Raw genomic sequence first — 16,297 nt, forward strand, 5'->3', positions numbered from 1 at the left:
GGCGAATGAATTTTTACCGGTTGGTCTGGAGGTTGCTGTAAAAGGCATCAGTCAGCTGATTTTTGCCGAAAAGCGTTTGACGGTGCCGCGCGAGTAGGGTTTAATGCGCCCCGTTGCCCGGATAGCTCAGTCGGTAGAGCAGGGGATTGAAAATCCCCGTGTCCGTGGTTCGATTCCGCGTCCGGGCACCAACATTCTGAAAACCCAGCTTATGGCTGGGTTTTTGCTTTTCTGGGTTTCAACTCTCTTCATACAAGCATCAATTCCTTGCGCCTGACCCAAGCCTGCGTCATAAAATTCGTCGCCATTCCGATACCTGCACCCAAAGCAATAATCACCAGCAAGCCAGGGTAATTGATGCCGCTGGCGATGCGAATAAAGAATCGCTTGTCACCCACAACCATCCTTCATAAATTCTCTTACACCCCAACCAAACTATCGTAGGCCGCAGAGATGAGTGAGTTCGTCGTAGAAGAGTGGAACAAAGAGGGTTATTTGATCAGCACGGACGAAAATAAACTGGACCTCGCCGCCATACACCGTTATCTCACCACTTCGACATGGGCAGCAGGCATTGATGAAGAGACGGTCAATGCTTCGATACAAAACAGTCTTAACTTTGGTCTTTACCATCAGGGCGAACAGATTGGCTTTGCGCGGCTCATCACGGATTACGCCACCTTCGCTTATCTGTGCGATGTTTACGTGCTCGACGCGTATCAGGGAAACGGCCTGGCACGCTGGTTGATGGCGAGCATTCATGCGCATCCGGTTTTTGCGCGGCTGCGCAGAATTACGCTGTTCACCAGCACGGCGCCGTGGCTGTATGAAAAGTTTGGCTATCAACCGGTTAACCAGCCGAATTACGCGTGGACGATTACCCGGCCTGATATCTACAAAAATAAAGCGTGATAAATCTCACAGCGCCAGCTGAATCGCCTGCACCTCATCCTCCTGCTGCGCCGGCCGCGCGCAGCAGATCAGCACTTCATCATCCGCCACTTGCGCGCTCGGTGGCGTTGGGTAAGTCACCGCGCCTTGCAGCAGTTTGGTTTTACAGCTGCCGCAATGTCCGGCGCGACAGCTGTACGCTGGGCTCAGGCCACGCGCTTCAGCCAGCTCAAGCAGCGAACCGGTATCCGGCGTCCAACGCGCCTCTTTCAGTGAATCCATGAACTTCACCGGCACCGATTGGGTTGCTATCGGCAACAGCGGTTTTGCTTCTTTAACAATATCGTTGGTGCGCTGCAGCGACGACGGCCCAAAGGCTTCGGCGTGAATGCGATCGTCGGCGATATTCAAGGCGCGCAGCCCGTCGTACAGCGCCTGGGTAAATTGCGGCGGACCGCACAGATAGAAGTCGTAATCGTTAAACGGCAGCACCCGCGAGAGCAGCGCCATATCGATGCGGCCGGCAAAATCGTAATCAACATCCGGTTCTGCGTCCGCCGTCTGGCTCAGCACGCGCACTAGCTTCACCGCGCCATGCGCCGCCGCCAGCAACTGGTCGAGTTCGCGCACAAAAGGGCGCTCGGCTTTGCTGCGCGCCGACTGGAACAGAAACGTGGGGCGCAGGCGCTGTTTGCGCTCTCCTTCGTATATCAGATGTCGCAGCATCGCCAGCATCGGCGTGATGCCCACGCCAGCGGCAAGCAGCACCGCCGGACGCGGTTCGCTGGCGTCGAGAGTAAAATCACCCGCCGGCGCACGCGCTTCCAGCGTATCTCCGGTGTGGAGATGATCGTGCAGGTAACGCGATACCACGCCATCGCGCTTGACGCTGATGCGGTAAAAATTCTCCGATGGCGCGACCGAAAGCGTGTAGGCGCGCATCAGCGGCTTATCCGTACCGGGCAACTGCAGGCGAATCGGCAGATGTTGACCGGCCAGATGCGGCAACAGACCCGCGCCATCATCCGGCACTAAATGAAACGAGCGGATCGTGGCGCTCTCATCCACCACCTTAATCACCTTGAACGGACGCCAGCGCGAAGCCAGATCTGCTGCACGCAGGCGTTCGGCGGCGGCTTGCCAGTCGCCGGTCATCAGCGAACTGGGTGCGACGCCATCCGGCGGCGTTAACCAGCGTAAGGCGAGGGCGGCACGACGACGCACGATACGGCGCGGGCGAAACGTCCACAGCCGCTCGGCACCCTGAAAAGCGGCGATCTCGGGCGAGTCGAGAATCACTTCGGCATCGCCGCTCAGTTGCAGCGTGTCGCCGCTGGCGTAATCAACAAACAGCAATCCCGCTTTGCCATTATGGTGAATGTTGCCCAGCGTGGAGAAAAACAGATTGCCGTTGAAGTCGGGAATGGTCAGCAGACCACTTTCGCTCACGCGCACGAAACCCGGTTTGCCGCCGCGATGCGAGGCATCAACCTGGCGTTCGGCATAGGTGGCGACGTAGAAGGTATCCGCCGCGCCGATGCTGGCGCGCGCGGCATCATCCAGCGCGCTCAGGGTTTCCACCTCACCGCGATAAGGTTCAGCGGGAGGATGTGCAAAGTGAAAGTCACGCAGCTGGATATAGCGCGGGCAGTTGCCAAAACTCTGCTCCACCTGCACGCGAAAACCACCGCCAATCGCCTGCAGCACGCCGTTCATGCGGTTACGTCGCCGCGTATGCAGTTCGATGCCGAGCAGCCCAACCGGCGCGCCATCCTGCATGCCCGCCGCCGCGGGATCGCCTTGATGCGGACGCGCCTCGATATCCAGCGTGGTGGCATTGGGCGAGAAGATAAAACCGGGTTGGCCTTCCAGCAGCGTGGCCCACGCATCGCCGTGCGCATCCACGCTGCCCGCCACAATAAACGGCAGCTGCGCGTAGAAGTCGCGGTGTTGATCGGGCATGTGATCGCGGATCACGCGCTGGCCGACGTCCGCCATGCGCTCCGCCACACCCGCCTGTTGCTGAAGCGCAATTTCACCCTGATGCCAAACCGGCAGTTTCTTGCTCATGATGGTGGACTCAGGCGATGCTGCGCAGGCCAGCTGCAGTTTGAGGGAAGGGCACAAAGCCCGGCAGCGCTTCGATGCGACGCAACAGCGCGTTCACCGCCGGATAGCCGGAGAGATCGACATTGCCTTCTGGCGCACCCACGATATAGCTGTACTGCGCGACGTCGGCGATAGTCGGGCGATCGCCAACCAGCCATTCACGGCCTTCAAGATGCTGCTCAATGCGTGACAGCACCAGATGCGCGCGGGCAATCACCTCTTCTGGATTGAACGGGCGGCCAAATACGGTAATCAAACGCGCCGCAGCCGGACCAAAGGCGATATCACCGGCTGCCACGGTCAGCCAGCGCTGTACCGCCGCCGCGCCCAGCGCATCTTCCGGCAGCCATTCGCTGCGACCGCTTTTCTTCGCCAGATAGACCAGAATGGCATTGGAATCGGCAATAAACACGCCGTCATCTTCCAGCACCGGCACCTGACCAAACGGATTCATGGCGAGGAATTCCGGCGTTTTGTTTTCGCCAGATTTGAGATCAACATCGATGACTTCATGCGGTAAATCCAGCAGCGACAGGAACAGACGTGCGCGGTGAGCATGACCAGAAAGCGGGAAGTGATAGAGTTTCATGTTGCGGTTCCTTAGGTGTTGCTCGGGATAATCCCGAGCCTTGCCATAAGGTTCGCACAGACAATTTAGCGGCAGAATAGCCGGGTTAGCGAAGTCATTGTTGCGAAAAATGGAAGAATCGTGCCGGAGCTACTTCTTAGCTTCCACGCCTGGCGTAGCGGAGCGAATCAAATACTGTTCGGTCACGTCCGGCAAATGCGTCAAGGTCCAGTCGGCCATGGCGATTTCCTGCTCGCGGATGCGCGAGAAGATATCGGCACTTTCGTGATCGTTGAGATGCTGCGCCGCCGCAATCAGTGAGGTGTAGCTGGCAATCTCAAGGTGCTCAAACACGTGGCCGCTGATCGCGCCTTTCACCACTTCATCTTCCACCATCACGCCGCCAATCGACTGACCGAAAGCGGAGATTTTGCCGGCGAGATCTTTCAATACCGATTGAGAAGTGGAGTAGCGATCGATCACGCTCTGCACCAGCGTCTGATGTTCACGGGTCTCAACAATATGCTGTTCGATACGCAGTTTAAGGTCGGGATAGTGTTCAAGGCGCGAGGCCATTTTTTCCAGCATGCTTTCAGCCTGTTTTTCCATGGCATGGGCATCTTTTACCCAATCGAGAAAGTGCTCTTCGCTGTTGTGGCTCATAATATTTTCCTGACAAATAAATAAAAGGAGATTGCGGCTGTTGCCGAATTACCGGTCAGCCGCAATAACGTTATGCGGGAGATTTATCGACGACTCGACGGCTTTTTTTACCGCCTTTTCGTCCCGCTTCAATCGCACGCTCTGGATTATTACGAAAATTGCCGCCGCTTAATTGGCCGCCTTTTTTACCCGCTTCGCGGGCTCTTTCCGGGTCCATGGCAAAATTGCCAGAACCGCCACGTGGTGTTGTCATAATGAATACCTCAGATAAAGGGGATAACGCATATTTCATTTGCTACTTAAGGTTAGCCCTAAAAGCCAAACGTACAACCAATTGCAATTAGGAATTATCCTAAGGCAATTGAAATCGTTCAGTTATTTTTCATACTTAAAATAAGTTGATTTGGCAAAAAAGATAATTAAAGCTTCGCGATTAATGGGTGAGAGAAAATAATTGACCGCTGCGCTTATAATTTTTTTCTCTTCCAACGTGATGAAATGAATTAAAATTCCTGATGCTTTTATTTTTTTCTTAGAGAAAGAGTGGCGACCAGATCATTAGCCATAATCTTAAAAGGGGTTTAATAAATATAAATGCTAATAAAAAAGGGATTATTTTAAGCGAAGCGCACTATTTCTGCTTTTTAACCATAAATAGTGCGTTGGGATTATTTTACCAGCACCTGCGCACCGGCGTTTTTCTCCAGTCGCGTTACGTCAAACAGCGACAGCAGCACCAACAGCGCCACACCGGCAAAGGCGATATGAATATCGCTTTGCGCAATTTCGCTATGCTCCTGCCACAACATGGATGCGCGCAGGAACAGCGCCGCCAGCGCAATACCCGCGCTCATGCTGAACTGGAAGAAGATGCTGAACACCACCGAGGCATCGCTCATCTTGTTTTGCGGCACATCGGCGAAGCCCAAGCTGTTGTAGCAGCTGAACTGCAGCGAGCGCGACAGCCCGCCAACAAACAGAATCGCGGCAATCGCGAAGTAGCCCAGCGACGGATTGAGCAGCAAGCAGCCGAGCATCGCCGCAAGGCTGATCATGCCATTGAACATCAGCACGCGACGAAAGCCCCAGCGCTTCATTAACCAGGTTGTCGCCGGCTTCATCGCCAGGTTTCCGGCAAATACCCACAGCACCATCGCACCGGCCTGCGCCGCGCTCCAGCCAAAGCCAAGCTGAAACAGCAACGGCAGCAAATAGGGCACCGCGTTGATCGAGGCGCGGAAGAACGAGCCGCCAATCACCGCATTGCGGAAGGTGGCAATTTTCATCGCGCTAAACGGCAGCAACGGCTGCGCATGGCGGAAGCTGTGACGATACGCCAGCCAGCTGCACAGCATGCCCAGCAGCAGCAGCGGAATGCCAAAACTGAGATGCATCTGCCCGAGCGCTTCCAGCGCGATAATTAATGAGGTGCAGGCGGTGGCGGTAAGCACAAAGCCGCGCACATCAAACGGCCGCCGCTGTTCGCTTTTAAACTGCGGCACCAGATAAGCGGTGGCGATGATAGCAAGGATGCCGAGCGGAATATTGAGCCAGAAAATCCACGGCCAATGGCCGTAAGTGACAATCAATCCGCCCAGCGGCGGGCCGAGCACCGGCGCAATCAAACCCGGCCAGGTAATAAAGGCGATGGTTTTCACCATCTCCTTTTTCTCCGTGACGCGCAGCACTACCATGCGACCGACCGGCACCATCATCGCGCCGCCAATGCCTTGCAGAATGCGACTCAGCGTGAACGTCGGCAGCGTGTCGCTCAAGCCGCAAAGGATCGAGGCGAGGGTGAAAATCAGGATGGCGCTGGCGAATATCGTGCGCGCGCCAAAGCGCTCCGCCAGCCAGCCGCTCATCGGAATGAACACCGCCACCGCCAGTAAATAGGCGCTGACGCCAATGTTCAGCGCCACCGGGCTGGAAGCGAAGTCGCGCGCCATCTGCGGAATCGCGGTGGTAATCACCGTGGCATCGAGGTTTTCCATAAAGAAGGTCACGGCGACCAGCAACGCTAACAGCAGGGTGCGATGGGAATTCGGTCTGGCTTCTCTGCCTGAGTCGATCATGCGAGGTCCTGCGAAAATAGAAGGATGCAAAGACTTTTAATGAAAAGCGCAGCAGGTGCAAATCAAAATCACAGAATGCATGAGTCGTAGCGGCGCAATTCATTGCGCGATAAATCGCGCCGCTAAGCAATGTGCGATGACAGGATGCGCACTGGATAAAATCAGATGGCTTCTGCCACGGTAGCTTTCGCCTCAATAAACTCCACCACCGCACGCGTTACCTCAGCGGTATTCGCCGTGCCGCCGACATCCGGTGTCAAAATGCCCTGGGCGCAGACATATTCAATACCTTGCATAATCAGCGCCGCAGCATCCCGCTCGCCGAGATGCTCCAGCATCTGCACCGCCGTCCAGAACGTGGCGATCGGGTTGGCGATGCCTTTGCCGGTGATATCAAACGCCGAGCCGTGAATCGGTTCGAACATCGACGGGAAGCGACGTTCAGGATCGATGTTGGCGGTGGGCGCCACGCCTAAACTGCCCGCCAGCGCTCCGGCCAAATCCGACAGAATATCGGCGTGCAGATTGGTGGCGACAATGGTATCGAGGCTTTGCGGATGCAGCGTCATGCGATGCGTCATCGCATCCACAAGCATTTTGTCCCACTGCACGTCCGGGAACTCCTGCGCGACTTCAGCGGCAATCTCATCCCACATCACCATGCCGTGACGCTGGGCGTTGGATTTGGTCACCACCGTCAGCAGCTTGCGTGGGCGTGACTGCGCCAGTTTGAAGGCATAACGCATTATGCGCGTCACGCCAACGCGGGTGAAGATCGCCACTTCGGTGCCGACTTCTTCCGGCAAACCACGATGCGCGCGCCCACCATTACCGGAATATTCGCCTTCTGAGTTTTCCCGCACAATCACCCAGTCGAGATCGCCGGGGCCGCGATTGCGCAGCGGCGAGGTGACGCCCGGCAGAATTTTGGTCGGACGCACGTTGGCGTACTGGTCGAAGCCCTGACAAATCGGCAAACGCAAACCCCACAGCGTGATGTGATCCGGCACGTCGGGCGCGCCGACCGCACCAAAGTAAATCGCATCAAACGTCTTCAGCGTTTGCAGGCCATCTTCCGGCATCATTACGCCGTGTTGCTTGTAGTAATCCGAGCCCCAGTCAAAGGTTTGCACCGTAAACGTCAGCTGCGGATCGTGACGCGTCAACGCGTGCAGCACGGCTACGCCAGCAGAGATCACTTCCGGGCCAATACCATCCGCAGGAATCGCGGCAATTGAGTAGTTACGCATGATGTTTCTCCAGTTAGGTCAATGTGTATGAGGATGAGCAAGCTCTGCGGGATGCGGTGTTTTGCCTCGGGCAGAGAGAATCAGAACTACAATCGCCGATAGCACCAGCAGCCCGGCAACAAAATAGAGGCCCCACGTATAGCTGCCCGTTTGCTGACGGATCACGCCAATCATCATCGGGCCGACAAAACCGCCAAGGTTGCCGATAGAGTTGATGGTGGCGATGCCCGCGGCCGCCGCGGGACCGCTCAGGAACAGCGTCGGCATGCTCCACAGCGGCGGTTTGGAGGCGCTGATGCCGACGGTGACCAGCGTCAGGGCGATAATCACCGTAAACAGCGTGCTGACGTTCCCGGCATAAATCAGTCCGGCAGCCGCCAGCAAACAGGCACCGATAACATGCCAGCTGCGCTCTTTGGTGCGGTCCGAATGGCGCGCCCACAGAATCATGCCGATCACGCCCAGTACCGCCGGGAAGGCGTTGAGGAAACCAATTTCTATTGAGGACGCGCCGAAGCTGCGGATGATTTGCGGTGACCAGATGCCCAACGTGTACAAGCCTGCGGATGTGCCGAAATAGACCAGCGCCAGCGCTAACACACGCTTATCGGCCAGTCCGCGCCAGGCGCTGCTGTGGCTTTGATTGGCCGCGCGCGCCTGTTCTTCGGCCTGCATGGTCTTTTCCAGCCACGCCCGTTCTTCATCGGTGAGCCACTTGGCTTTCGCCGGGCGATCGGTGAGGTAAAACAGCACCACGATGCCGAATATCAGTGCCGGTATCGCTTCCAGCACAAACATCCATTGCCAACCGGCGTAGCCAAGCAGGCCATGCATCTCCAGTAATGCGGCGGAAATGGGCGAACCTAACGCAGTGGAAAGTGGGGCCGCAGCCATAAAGATGGCGGTAACCTGCGCACGTTTCGCCGCCGGAAACCAGTAACTGAGATAAAGGATGATGCCGGGGAAGAAACCGGCTTCCGCTACGCCAAGCAGAAAGCGCAGCAGGTAGAAGCTGGTGGTGCCCTGCACAAATGCCATGCAGCCGGAAACCAATCCCCATGTGATCATGACGCGCGCAATCCAGATGCGGGCGCCGACTTTATGCAGAATTAAATTCGACGGCACTTCAAACAGAAAATAACCGAGGAAAAAGATTCCAGCGCCAAAGCCAAATACCGTGGGCGAGAAACCTAAATCCTGATTCATAGTTAATGCAGCAAAACCAATATTGACGCGATCGAGAAAAGCGATGAAGTAGAGCAGCATGATGAAGGGCACAATGCGTAACGTCACTTTACGCATCACCCTTTTTTCGAGGTGAGAGTTCATATTAAAGTGCTCCAGATTGTGTAGGGTGGTGTTATTTTTTTGTAATCGAGTTCAGTATGCAGTTTTACTTTGGCTTATCATCAGATGTGGATTATATAAACTATTTGCATAATCAACGGGTGAGGGGAATGTGGATATAAATCAATTGCGTTGCTTTGTTTCGGTCGGTAAAGAACTGCATTTTGGCCGCGCCGCACAAAAGATGGAAATGATGCCTGCGTCACTTTCTCGCTTCATTCGTTTACTGGAAGAGGACCTCGGCGTGCGTCTGTTAAATCGATCGACGCGTAATGTTTCATTAACTGCCGAAGGCGCGCTCTTTTTTGACGACGCCAGCAAATTAATCGATCAATTTGATGCGCTGGCGAAACGTTTTAAAGTGGGATTAAAAGATGAACGCCGCACATTACGTATTGGTGCGATTGATAGTGCCGCGCGTGGATTAGTTCCGGCGTTACTTAATTTATTTGTTCCGCTGCATCCGCACAGCGATATTCATATTATTGAAGACAAAACCATTAATTTAATTCCGAAATTAAAGTCGGGTTGGCTGGATATGATTTTTATTCGCGAGCCGCAAAGTATTGATGCGTCATTAGCGGTGCGCTTTATCACGCGCGAAAGCTGCGTGCTGGCGGTGCCGATTCAGCATGTGCTGGCGGATCGTGAACGGGTGGCGGTGGCCGATTTTCAACACGAAGCGATGATCATTCCAGACCGGCGCACACGCCCGCACAGTCACGATCTCACCATGAGCTTGTTTAAACTGGCGGGATTCACGCCGCACATCGCGCAGTTTGCTGAAGAGAAGCAAACCATCCTGAGCCTGGTTGCTGCGGGGCTGGGATTGGCGGTGGTGCCCGCCTCGTATCGCACCATGAACAGCGACAGCGTTAGCTATATTGCGCTGGATCTGCCGGAGCAGATTAAAGGATTGCCATTGAGCATTGCCTGGCAGAAGGGCAACGAAGATCGGTTTCTGCGCGAGATGCTGCGCCTGTTGCATGAGCATCAGCGTGAGCTGACGGATAAGTTGTGATTTCCCTCACCTTAACCCTCTCCCGGAGGGAGAGGGAACTGGCCGCTGCGGAGTCTAACAATTCCCTCTCCCGCCTGCGGCAGAGGGCCAGGGGTGAGTGGCAATGCGCACTTTCCACCCTGTGGCTAATTCCCACCACTCTCTCTATGATGAAAACTTTCCCGCGCCAATGTCGGGAACGATCAATGAGTTAGGGAAAAATTGCGCGATGACCATTTTAAACGACCTGGATTTGCGGCAGCTGGAAGCCTTTTCGGCGGTGATCTCTGCCGGTAGCGTCACGGCGGCGGCGAAGGCGCTCAATCGCTCGCAGCCGGCGGTGTCGCGTTTGATTCAGGAGCTGGAACAATCGCTGGGTTATCCGCTGTTTATACGCAACGGGCCGCGTATTCATCCTTCGGAAGAGGCGCTGCAGCTGCATCAATACGTGCAGAAAGCGCTGCTCTCGCTGCAGCAGATTCGCCTGCGCGCGCAGGAGATCGCCCATCAGCAGCATCGTCCGCTGAGCATCGCCGCCACGCCGGCATTGGCGGCGGGTTTGCTGCCGCAGGCGCTGGCCGCGCTGAATCTGCAGAACAAAGTGCAGATCATCAGCGAATCCGCCGTGCAGACGGCACATGCGGTGATCACTGCCGAAGCCGATCTCGGTTTATGCAGTTTGCCGCTGGAGCATCACGCGGTGGAGCTGCACTGGATTGGCCAGTCGCAATGCGTGGTGGCGCTGCCAGAGCATGACGAGCTGGCGGCGCAATCTCAGCTGTCGTTGAGCAGCCTGGCGGGACGCCGTTTGATTGCACCGTGGAGCCCGCAGCGGTTGCGCGGGCGCTACGAAAAGGCGCTGAAAATGGTCAAAACGCCGCTGCACGAAACCATCGAAACCAACTCCTCCGCCAATATTCTTGGCTGCGTGCGCGCCGGGCTGGGCGTGGCGATTCTCGAACCGGTCACCGGTTGGGGCATGCCGCTGGCCGGTGTGGCGATCCGTCCAATTGAGGAGGATATTCCCTACTACTTTGGCGTGATCACGCCGCAGGGAAGACAGATTTCAGCTGCCGCGCAGGCGCTGGTTGAGGCGTTAGCCAGCGCGGCCGCCGATTTGCTGCCGGGTTTTGAGCGTCTGCCCGCCAGCGAGCATCCGCGTATTATGCGGTTGATTAATCAGGATTAAATATCTTACCCCAATCGTATTTTTTAGCGGTGCGATAAATCGCGCCGCTCCGAAATATACGTGATGTCAGTCATCAGCCAGCGTATAAAAATCTTCTTTTAACAAGCCTTATAACATTTCCGGCATAAGATATAAGAAATCCATTGGTCAAAAGCTGAGCGCGATTATTGACTCTGTTTTAGGGCAAGAGGATTATGCGAAACCTTAGCTCTTACTATGTGATTTAGTGATTAATAACCATTAACTATGTGTTATCAGGATAATGGAAATGCACAATCACTTACGCGATTTGGTGGTTTCGTCCGCACCCTGGCCGCCGCTTATTTCTGGGAAAACATGTATGACTTATGCCGCCGATGGCCTTGCCGCGCTGGAAGCTCAGCTTCAGCAGGATCTGGAATATCTTGAACTGCCCGCTAAATCCTGGGTGCCCGAGCGCACGCAGGATGGCGCACCCGTGCGTGACGTGGTGGTGATCGGCGCGGGCATGTGCGGGCTGGCGGCGGTGGCGAAATTGCAGTTCAGCGGCATCAGCAATGTGGTGGCGTATGACGCCGCACCCGCCGGGCTGGAAGGTCCGTGGGTGACCTTTGCGCGCATGGAAACGCTGCGTTCACCGAAATCTCTACAAGGTCCGGCGCTCGGCATGGCGCAACTGACGTTCCGCGCGTGGTTCACCGCGCAGTGGGGCAAAGAAGCCTGGCAAGCGCTGGATAAAATTCCCAAAGCGCAGTGGATGGATTATCTGATTTGGTATCGCAAGGTGCTGAATCTGCCGGTGCGCAACAATGTGCGCGTCACCCATATTGGCTTTGCTGGCGATCTGATTGCGCTCGATGTAAGCGGTGCCGAAACCGGCCGCATATACACTCGCCGCTTGGTGCTGGCCACCGGACGTTCTGGTCTTGGCGGCTTCGCCGTGCCGGATTTCCTGCAAGGTATTAGCCGCCAGTTCTGGGCGCACTCCGCTGACGACATTGATTTCTCAGCCCTAAAAGGCAAACGCATCGCGGTGATTGGCGCAGGTGCATCGTCAATGGACAACGCCGCCACCGCGCTGGAAAACGGCGCGGGCGCGGTGGATCTGCTGATTCGGCGTAAGCAGATGCCGCGCATCAACAAAATGACCGGCATTGGCAGTCAGGGCGTGGTGCACGGCATGCATCAGCTGCCGGACGCGTGGAAGTGGAAGTTTGTCGATTACACCGCCACCACGCAAACGCCGCCGCCGCGCTCCTCGACGCTGCGCGTATCGCGTCATGCCAATGCTCGCTTCTTGCTTAATTGCGGCATCAAAGCGGTTAAGCAAGAGGCCGATGGGCTGCTGATCGAAACCACGCAAGGCGCGCTGCGCTACGACTACCTCATTGCGGCCACCGGCTTTAGCAACGATTTCCACGACCGCCCGGAGTTTGCCGCGCTCGCGCCACATATCCGCAGCTGGCGCGACGGACGTTATCAGTCGTCAATGGGCGCGCCGCGAGCCAATCTGCTGGAAGCGCCGGATCTCGGTCCCGCCTTTGAATTCCGCGAACTGACACCAGGCGCATGTCCGCTGTTGGCGCACATTCACTGCTTCAACGATGCCGCGATGCTGACGCACGGCAAAGTCTCCGGCGATATTCCGGCGGTGAGCGCCGGTGCCGATCGTCTGGTGCGCGGCATTACCGCTTCGCTGTTTGCCGAAGACGTCGAGCAGCATTACGCCAACTTACAGGCTTTTGACACACCTGAATTGCAGGGCGATGAATGGGTGGATTCTACGCCCTTACTCAACCAGGAGAACGCGCAGTGAGTGACGCAATTGATCGCGCAGTCGGTTTAAACGCTGAAGATGCGCTGTACGGCACGCGCCGCCTGCGCCCGGAATTTGTTGACGGCGCGGAGCAGTGCCGCATCTCGGTGCTGGCACCCAACGACGATCAGGGCTTAGCGCCGGATGTGCGTTTAGCGCTGGCGCATCGCATGGCGCAGCTGAATAACGATGCCGCGCTGCAACAGGATTATCAGACGCAGCTGGCGGCGTTGCAGCCGTCAGAGGCGCTGCTGGCGCTGGCGGCAGGCGCCACCGATCTGCCAGAACCGCTGGCGACCATCGCGCGCCACGCCGATCTCATTACCCAGCAGCCAATGCACGCCACCGAGCAGCACATTCGCCTGCTGGAGCAAGCCGGATTGAGCAATTCACAGATTGTGGCGCTCTCCGAGCTGATCGCTTTTATTAACTTCCAGACGCGCGTCGCGGCCGGATTACGTTTGCTGAGGTCTGCATGATTCCATCGGTTAATCTCAAGCCGCTGCACTGGCATCCGTATATTGCGCCGGTTGAGGTAGAAGAGGCCACGCCCGCGCAGCTCGATGCGATGAAAGTGACGCCATCCAACAAGAAGATCTCCGAATATGTGCGCACGTTAGCGCACGATCCCGACAGCTACGTGGCGCGTACCGTGCTGTTCAACGCCATTATGTATGTCGATGGCGGGCTGGATCGCGCGGATCGTGAACTCGGCGCGCTGGGCGCGTCGATCGTTAACGGCTGCAAATATTGCGCGGTGGTGCATGCGCGTCGCCATGCGCAGCTGGCGGAGAGCGATGCGGTAGTGAGCGCCATCTACTTTGATCGTGCGGATGTGCTCGGTGAGCGAGATGCGGCGATCTACCGTTTTGCCCGCCGCCTGTCGGTGACGCCGTCAGAAGCCAGCGTCGAAGATATGGCGGCACTGCGCGCGGTCGGCATGAACGATCAGGAGATTATCGATCTGATCCACGCCATCGCCATTTTTGGCTGGGCCAACCGTCTGATGCATGTGCTTGGCCATGCTGACCTGCACAAATAAGGGCTGCTGCATGTTAGAACTCAACGATATTACGCTCTCTTACGGCAGCACGCCGATTCTGAAAGGTGTCGATCTGTCGGTGAAACGCGGCGATGTGGTGTCGATCATCGGGCCAAGCGGCACCGGCAAAACCACGCTGCTGCGCTGCATTAACTATCTGGCGAAACCGGCGTCGGGCACCATTCAGCTCGATCAGATCCGCATGGATTATCAGTCACCGGATAAAGCGGCGATCCAGGCGATCCGTCTGCGCACCGCGATGGTGTTTCAGCAGTTCAACGTGTTCAAAAACATGACGGTGCTGGAAAACGTGACGGATCCGCTGATCGTCATTCAACGCAAAAGCAAACAGCAAGCGCGCGATATCGCCGTGCAGGAGCTGGAGCGCGTCGGATTGGGCGCCAAACTCGATCACTATCCGTCGCAGCTTTCTGGCGGTCAGCTGCAGCGTACCGGCATCGCCCGCGCGCTGGCGGTGCGTCCTGATGTGATGTTGTTTGATGAACCGACCTCATCGCTCGATCCGGAGCTGGTGGGCGAGGTGCTGAAAGTGATTAAAGATGTGGCGTCCTCCGGCATTACCTCGCTGCTGGTGACGCACGAAATGCAGTTCGCCAAAAGTATCTCGAACCGCATCGTCTTTATGGATCAGGGCGTGGTGGCCGCGCAGGGCAGCCCGACTGAGATGTTTGATAATCCAACCCTGCCGCGACTTGCTCAGTTCCTCAATTCAGAACGCGTATTCTAATAATTAAAGGAATCAACGACATGCCTGCAATCAAAACCACTTTACGTCGCCTGGCCGCGCCTGGCATCATCGCGCTGGCACTCATCAGCGGTAACAGCTTCGCCGACGCGGTGCGCACCATCAAAATCGCCACTGCGGCGGAGTCTAAACCGCTGTCGTGGGGCGCGATTGGTCACGAGCCGCAGGGCTACGAGCCGGACGTGCTGAAAGCCATCAACGCTAAACTGCCGCAGTACAAATTTGTGATGGAAGGTGCGGCGGATATCGCCCAGGAAACGGGCCTCGCCACCGGCAAATATGACATGGCGACCGGCGGTTATTACAAAGCGCCAACGCGCAGCAAACAGTTCCTGATTCCGGATGCACCGATCGGTGCCAGCCTGATGAAAATCTACAGCCGCAGCGATAGCACCATCAACAGCATGAAAGATCTGGTCGGCAAGAAGATTGTGCCGGTTACCGCCGGCGGCGGCGTGTACAAATTCGTGACGCAGTGGCAGCAGGACAACCCGAACGACAAAGTTGAGATCAAAGCTTCGAGCGCAGGCGTGCCTTATCCGGATCGTCTGAAAGAGGTGCAGCGTGGCAAATATGATGCGCTGATCCTGCCTTCGAACCTCGGCGAGCAAACGGTGATCGACAACCAGAAACTGGCGATCAAAGCCAGCGAGCCGGTTGCCATCAACAACACTTACGTGCTGATTCACCGTTCAGCCGAGAACCAGGCGCTGAACGATGACATCAACAAAACGCTGCAACAGCTGAAAGCGGACGGCACGCTGGATAAGCTGGCGCAGAAGTGGTTTGGCGAAGACGTCACTAAGTACATGAAGTAAGGATTCACTAAAGCTGCGCCCGGTGCTGAGCCGGGCGTTGCTTCATTGTTAGCAGGAGTGTTTCACCGTGAATCTGACTTCGATGATTCCCGAGCTGCTCTCGGCGCTGCCGTTGACGCTTGGCATAATGTTTGTCGCGATGATCGTCGGGTTCTTCCTGGCGCTGATCGCCACCGTGTTCCGCGTGCGCCGCATCCCGGTTATCAGCCAGTTTGTGGATTTGTACGTCTCATACGCGCGCAGCGTGCCGGTGGTGCTGCAGCTGTTTGTCGCGTTTTATGGCTTGCCGCTGGTGGCCGAGCAGTTTGGCTTCAGCGATTTTGTCACTGCCAACATCGCGGCGATGATTGGCCTGAGCCTGTATCACGGCGGTTATCTGTCGGAAGTGATGCGCCCGGCGTTCCTCGCCGTGGAGAGCGGCCAGCATGACGCCGCCGACAGCATGGGCTACAGCTTCCGCCAGAAAATGCTGCGTATTGTCGGTCCGCAAGCGGTGCACTATGCGCTGCCGGGTTACGGCAATGCGATTATCTATCTGATTCATAACGTGGCGCTGGTAATGTACATCGGTGCGGCGGATGTGATGGCGACTGCGCATCTGATCATGGAACGCGACTACAACCAATATCAGTTCGGCACTTATCTGGTGCTGGCGGTGCTCTATTCGCTGCTGTGCGGCGTAGCCTGGTTGATTATCCGTTTCTTCGAACAACGTCACGCGAAGTACAGCTCGAAAACTGCTGCACGCGTCAAATTCACCAGCGTCTGATAAGGGAGAGAAACC

The 16,297-nt window shown here is 56.5% G+C and carries 17 protein-coding genes and 1 tRNA gene; 10 read left to right on the forward strand and 8 right to left on the reverse strand.

All coding sequences use genetic code 11. From position 1 onward, the window contains the following. Window positions 1-115 precede the first annotated feature (115 nt). Window positions 116-191, forward strand: a tRNA-Phe gene (locus ACFQW4_RS17345). Window positions 192-248: 57 nt separating this feature from the next. Here the strand turns inward: ACFQW4_RS17345 and ACFQW4_RS17350 are convergent. Next, window positions 249-398, reverse strand: coding sequence for a hypothetical protein (locus ACFQW4_RS17350; protein WP_210081144.1), 150 nt, complete (start codon window positions 396-398; stop codon window positions 249-251). A 55-nt stretch (window positions 399-453) separates the two neighbouring features. On the opposite strand from ACFQW4_RS17350, the gene ACFQW4_RS17355 reads away from it, so the two are divergent. Next, complete coding sequence (locus ACFQW4_RS17355) at window positions 454-912, forward strand: GNAT family N-acetyltransferase (RefSeq protein WP_377726377.1); 459 nt, start codon at window positions 454-456, stop codon at window positions 910-912. 6 nt (window positions 913-918) lie between these two features. Here ACFQW4_RS17355 and ACFQW4_RS17360 read toward each other — a convergent pair whose 3' ends face one another. From ACFQW4_RS17360 to ACFQW4_RS17390, 7 genes are all read right to left on the reverse strand, one after another. Then, the gene (locus ACFQW4_RS17360) at window positions 919-2,961 is read right to left on the reverse strand and encodes a pyridoxamine 5'-phosphate oxidase family protein (RefSeq protein ID WP_377726378.1); all 2,043 of its coding nucleotides are present in this window, start codon (window positions 2,959-2,961) and stop codon (window positions 919-921) included. Between the two features lie 10 nt (window positions 2,962-2,971). After that, on the reverse strand, window positions 2,972-3,589 hold the full coding sequence (locus ACFQW4_RS17365; RefSeq protein ID WP_101761859.1) for a glutathione S-transferase family protein: 618 nt from the start codon (window positions 3,587-3,589) through the stop codon (window positions 2,972-2,974). A 129-nt stretch (window positions 3,590-3,718) separates the two neighbouring features. After that, a complete protein-coding gene (locus ACFQW4_RS17370; RefSeq protein WP_137386456.1) occupies window positions 3,719-4,231 on the reverse strand; it encodes a ferritin-like domain-containing protein in 513 nt (170 codons plus the stop codon). A 70-nt stretch (window positions 4,232-4,301) separates the two neighbouring features. After that, a complete protein-coding gene (locus ACFQW4_RS17375) occupies window positions 4,302-4,484 on the reverse strand; it encodes a general stress protein (protein ID WP_110867269.1) in 183 nt (60 codons plus the stop codon). 415 nt (window positions 4,485-4,899) lie between these two features. Continuing rightward, window positions 4,900-6,306: an MFS transporter gene (locus ACFQW4_RS17380; RefSeq protein WP_377726380.1), complete on the reverse strand. Its 1,407-nt coding sequence runs from the start codon at window positions 6,304-6,306 to the stop codon at window positions 4,900-4,902. Between the two features lie 161 nt (window positions 6,307-6,467). Next, complete coding sequence (locus tag ACFQW4_RS17385; RefSeq protein ID WP_210081152.1) at window positions 6,468-7,556, reverse strand: tartrate dehydrogenase; 1,089 nt, start codon at window positions 7,554-7,556, stop codon at window positions 6,468-6,470. Window positions 7,557-7,574: 18 nt separating this feature from the next. Then, window positions 7,575-8,885, reverse strand: a complete 1,311-nt coding sequence (locus tag ACFQW4_RS17390; RefSeq protein WP_101761864.1) for an MFS transporter — start codon at window positions 8,883-8,885, stop codon at window positions 7,575-7,577. 130 nt (window positions 8,886-9,015) lie between these two features. Here ACFQW4_RS17390 and ACFQW4_RS17395 point away from each other — a divergent pair, with 130 nt between their 5' ends. The 8 genes from ACFQW4_RS17395 to ACFQW4_RS17430 all read left to right on the forward strand — a co-directional run bounded on the left by ACFQW4_RS17395 (window position 9,016) and on the right by ACFQW4_RS17430 (window position 16,282). Further along, window positions 9,016-9,924, forward strand: coding sequence for a LysR family transcriptional regulator (locus tag ACFQW4_RS17395; protein WP_354467373.1), 909 nt, complete (start codon window positions 9,016-9,018; stop codon window positions 9,922-9,924). 208 nt (window positions 9,925-10,132) lie between these two features. Next, window positions 10,133-11,092 carry a LysR family transcriptional regulator gene (locus ACFQW4_RS17400; protein ID WP_192236355.1) on the forward strand — a complete coding sequence of 320 codons (960 nt, stop codon included), beginning with the start codon at window positions 10,133-10,135 and terminating at the stop codon, window positions 11,090-11,092. A gap of 340 nt (window positions 11,093-11,432) precedes the next feature. Continuing rightward, on the forward strand, window positions 11,433-12,887 hold the full coding sequence (locus ACFQW4_RS17405) for an NAD(P)-binding domain-containing protein (RefSeq protein WP_377726384.1): 1,455 nt from the start codon (window positions 11,433-11,435) through the stop codon (window positions 12,885-12,887). Beyond that, entirely contained in the window at window positions 12,884-13,366 is a 483-nt protein-coding gene (locus ACFQW4_RS17410) for a CMD domain-containing protein (protein WP_377726386.1), read from the forward strand. Before ACFQW4_RS17405 ends, ACFQW4_RS17410 begins: the two co-directional genes overlap by 4 nt. Continuing rightward, window positions 13,363-13,929: a peroxidase-related enzyme gene (locus tag ACFQW4_RS17415; RefSeq protein ID WP_137386449.1), complete on the forward strand. Its 567-nt coding sequence runs from the start codon at window positions 13,363-13,365 to the stop codon at window positions 13,927-13,929. The genes ACFQW4_RS17410 and ACFQW4_RS17415 overlap by 4 nt, the downstream gene beginning before the upstream one ends. A gap of 10 nt (window positions 13,930-13,939) precedes the next feature. Continuing rightward, window positions 13,940-14,677, forward strand: a complete 738-nt coding sequence (locus ACFQW4_RS17420) for an amino acid ABC transporter ATP-binding protein (protein ID WP_377726388.1) — start codon at window positions 13,940-13,942, stop codon at window positions 14,675-14,677. 20 nt (window positions 14,678-14,697) lie between these two features. Further along, the gene (locus ACFQW4_RS17425) at window positions 14,698-15,513 is read left to right on the forward strand and encodes a transporter substrate-binding domain-containing protein (protein WP_101761871.1); all 816 of its coding nucleotides are present in this window, start codon (window positions 14,698-14,700) and stop codon (window positions 15,511-15,513) included. 82 nt (window positions 15,514-15,595) lie between these two features. Beyond that, complete coding sequence (locus ACFQW4_RS17430; protein ID WP_154155525.1) at window positions 15,596-16,282, forward strand: amino acid ABC transporter permease; 687 nt, start codon at window positions 15,596-15,598, stop codon at window positions 16,280-16,282. Window positions 16,283-16,297 lie beyond the last annotated feature (15 nt).

Origin of the sequence: Pantoea sp. GCM10028869, from assembly GCF_042666835.1 — a bacterium.
Taxonomy (GTDB): domain Bacteria; phylum Pseudomonadota; class Gammaproteobacteria; order Enterobacterales; family Enterobacteriaceae; genus Pantoea; species Pantoea leporis.

Excerpts from the sequence above, each read along its gene's own strand:
- ACFQW4_RS17385 (WP_210081152.1), bottom strand. The coding sequence starts at position 7,556 with ATGCGTAACTACTCAATTGCCGCGATTCCTGCGGATGGTATTGGCCCG.
- ACFQW4_RS17420 (WP_377726388.1), top strand. The coding sequence starts at position 13,940 with ATGTTAGAACTCAACGATATTACGCTCTCTTACGGCAGCACGCCGATT.
- ACFQW4_RS17425 (WP_101761871.1), top strand. The coding sequence starts at position 14,698 with ATGCCTGCAATCAAAACCACTTTACGTCGCCTGGCCGCGCCTGGCATC.
- ACFQW4_RS17380 (WP_377726380.1), bottom strand. The coding sequence starts at position 6,306 with ATGATCGACTCAGGCAGAGAAGCCAGACCGAATTCCCATCGCACCCTG.
- ACFQW4_RS17355 (WP_377726377.1), top strand. The coding sequence starts at position 454 with ATGAGTGAGTTCGTCGTAGAAGAGTGGAACAAAGAGGGTTATTTGATC.
- ACFQW4_RS17370 (WP_137386456.1), bottom strand. The coding sequence starts at position 4,231 with ATGAGCCACAACAGCGAAGAGCACTTTCTCGATTGGGTAAAAGATGCC.
- ACFQW4_RS17360 (WP_377726378.1), bottom strand. The coding sequence starts at position 2,961 with ATGAGCAAGAAACTGCCGGTTTGGCATCAGGGTGAAATTGCGCTTCAG.
- ACFQW4_RS17390 (WP_101761864.1), bottom strand. The coding sequence starts at position 8,885 with ATGAACTCTCACCTCGAAAAAAGGGTGATGCGTAAAGTGACGTTACGC.
- ACFQW4_RS17405 (WP_377726384.1), top strand. The coding sequence starts at position 11,433 with ATGACTTATGCCGCCGATGGCCTTGCCGCGCTGGAAGCTCAGCTTCAG.
- ACFQW4_RS17430 (WP_154155525.1), top strand. The coding sequence starts at position 15,596 with ATGATTCCCGAGCTGCTCTCGGCGCTGCCGTTGACGCTTGGCATAATG.
- ACFQW4_RS17375 (WP_110867269.1), bottom strand. The coding sequence starts at position 4,484 with ATGACAACACCACGTGGCGGTTCTGGCAATTTTGCCATGGACCCGGAA.
- ACFQW4_RS17400 (WP_192236355.1), top strand. The coding sequence starts at position 10,133 with ATGACCATTTTAAACGACCTGGATTTGCGGCAGCTGGAAGCCTTTTCG.
- ACFQW4_RS17415 (WP_137386449.1), top strand. The coding sequence starts at position 13,363 with ATGATTCCATCGGTTAATCTCAAGCCGCTGCACTGGCATCCGTATATT.
- ACFQW4_RS17365 (WP_101761859.1), bottom strand. The coding sequence starts at position 3,589 with ATGAAACTCTATCACTTCCCGCTTTCTGGTCATGCTCACCGCGCACGT.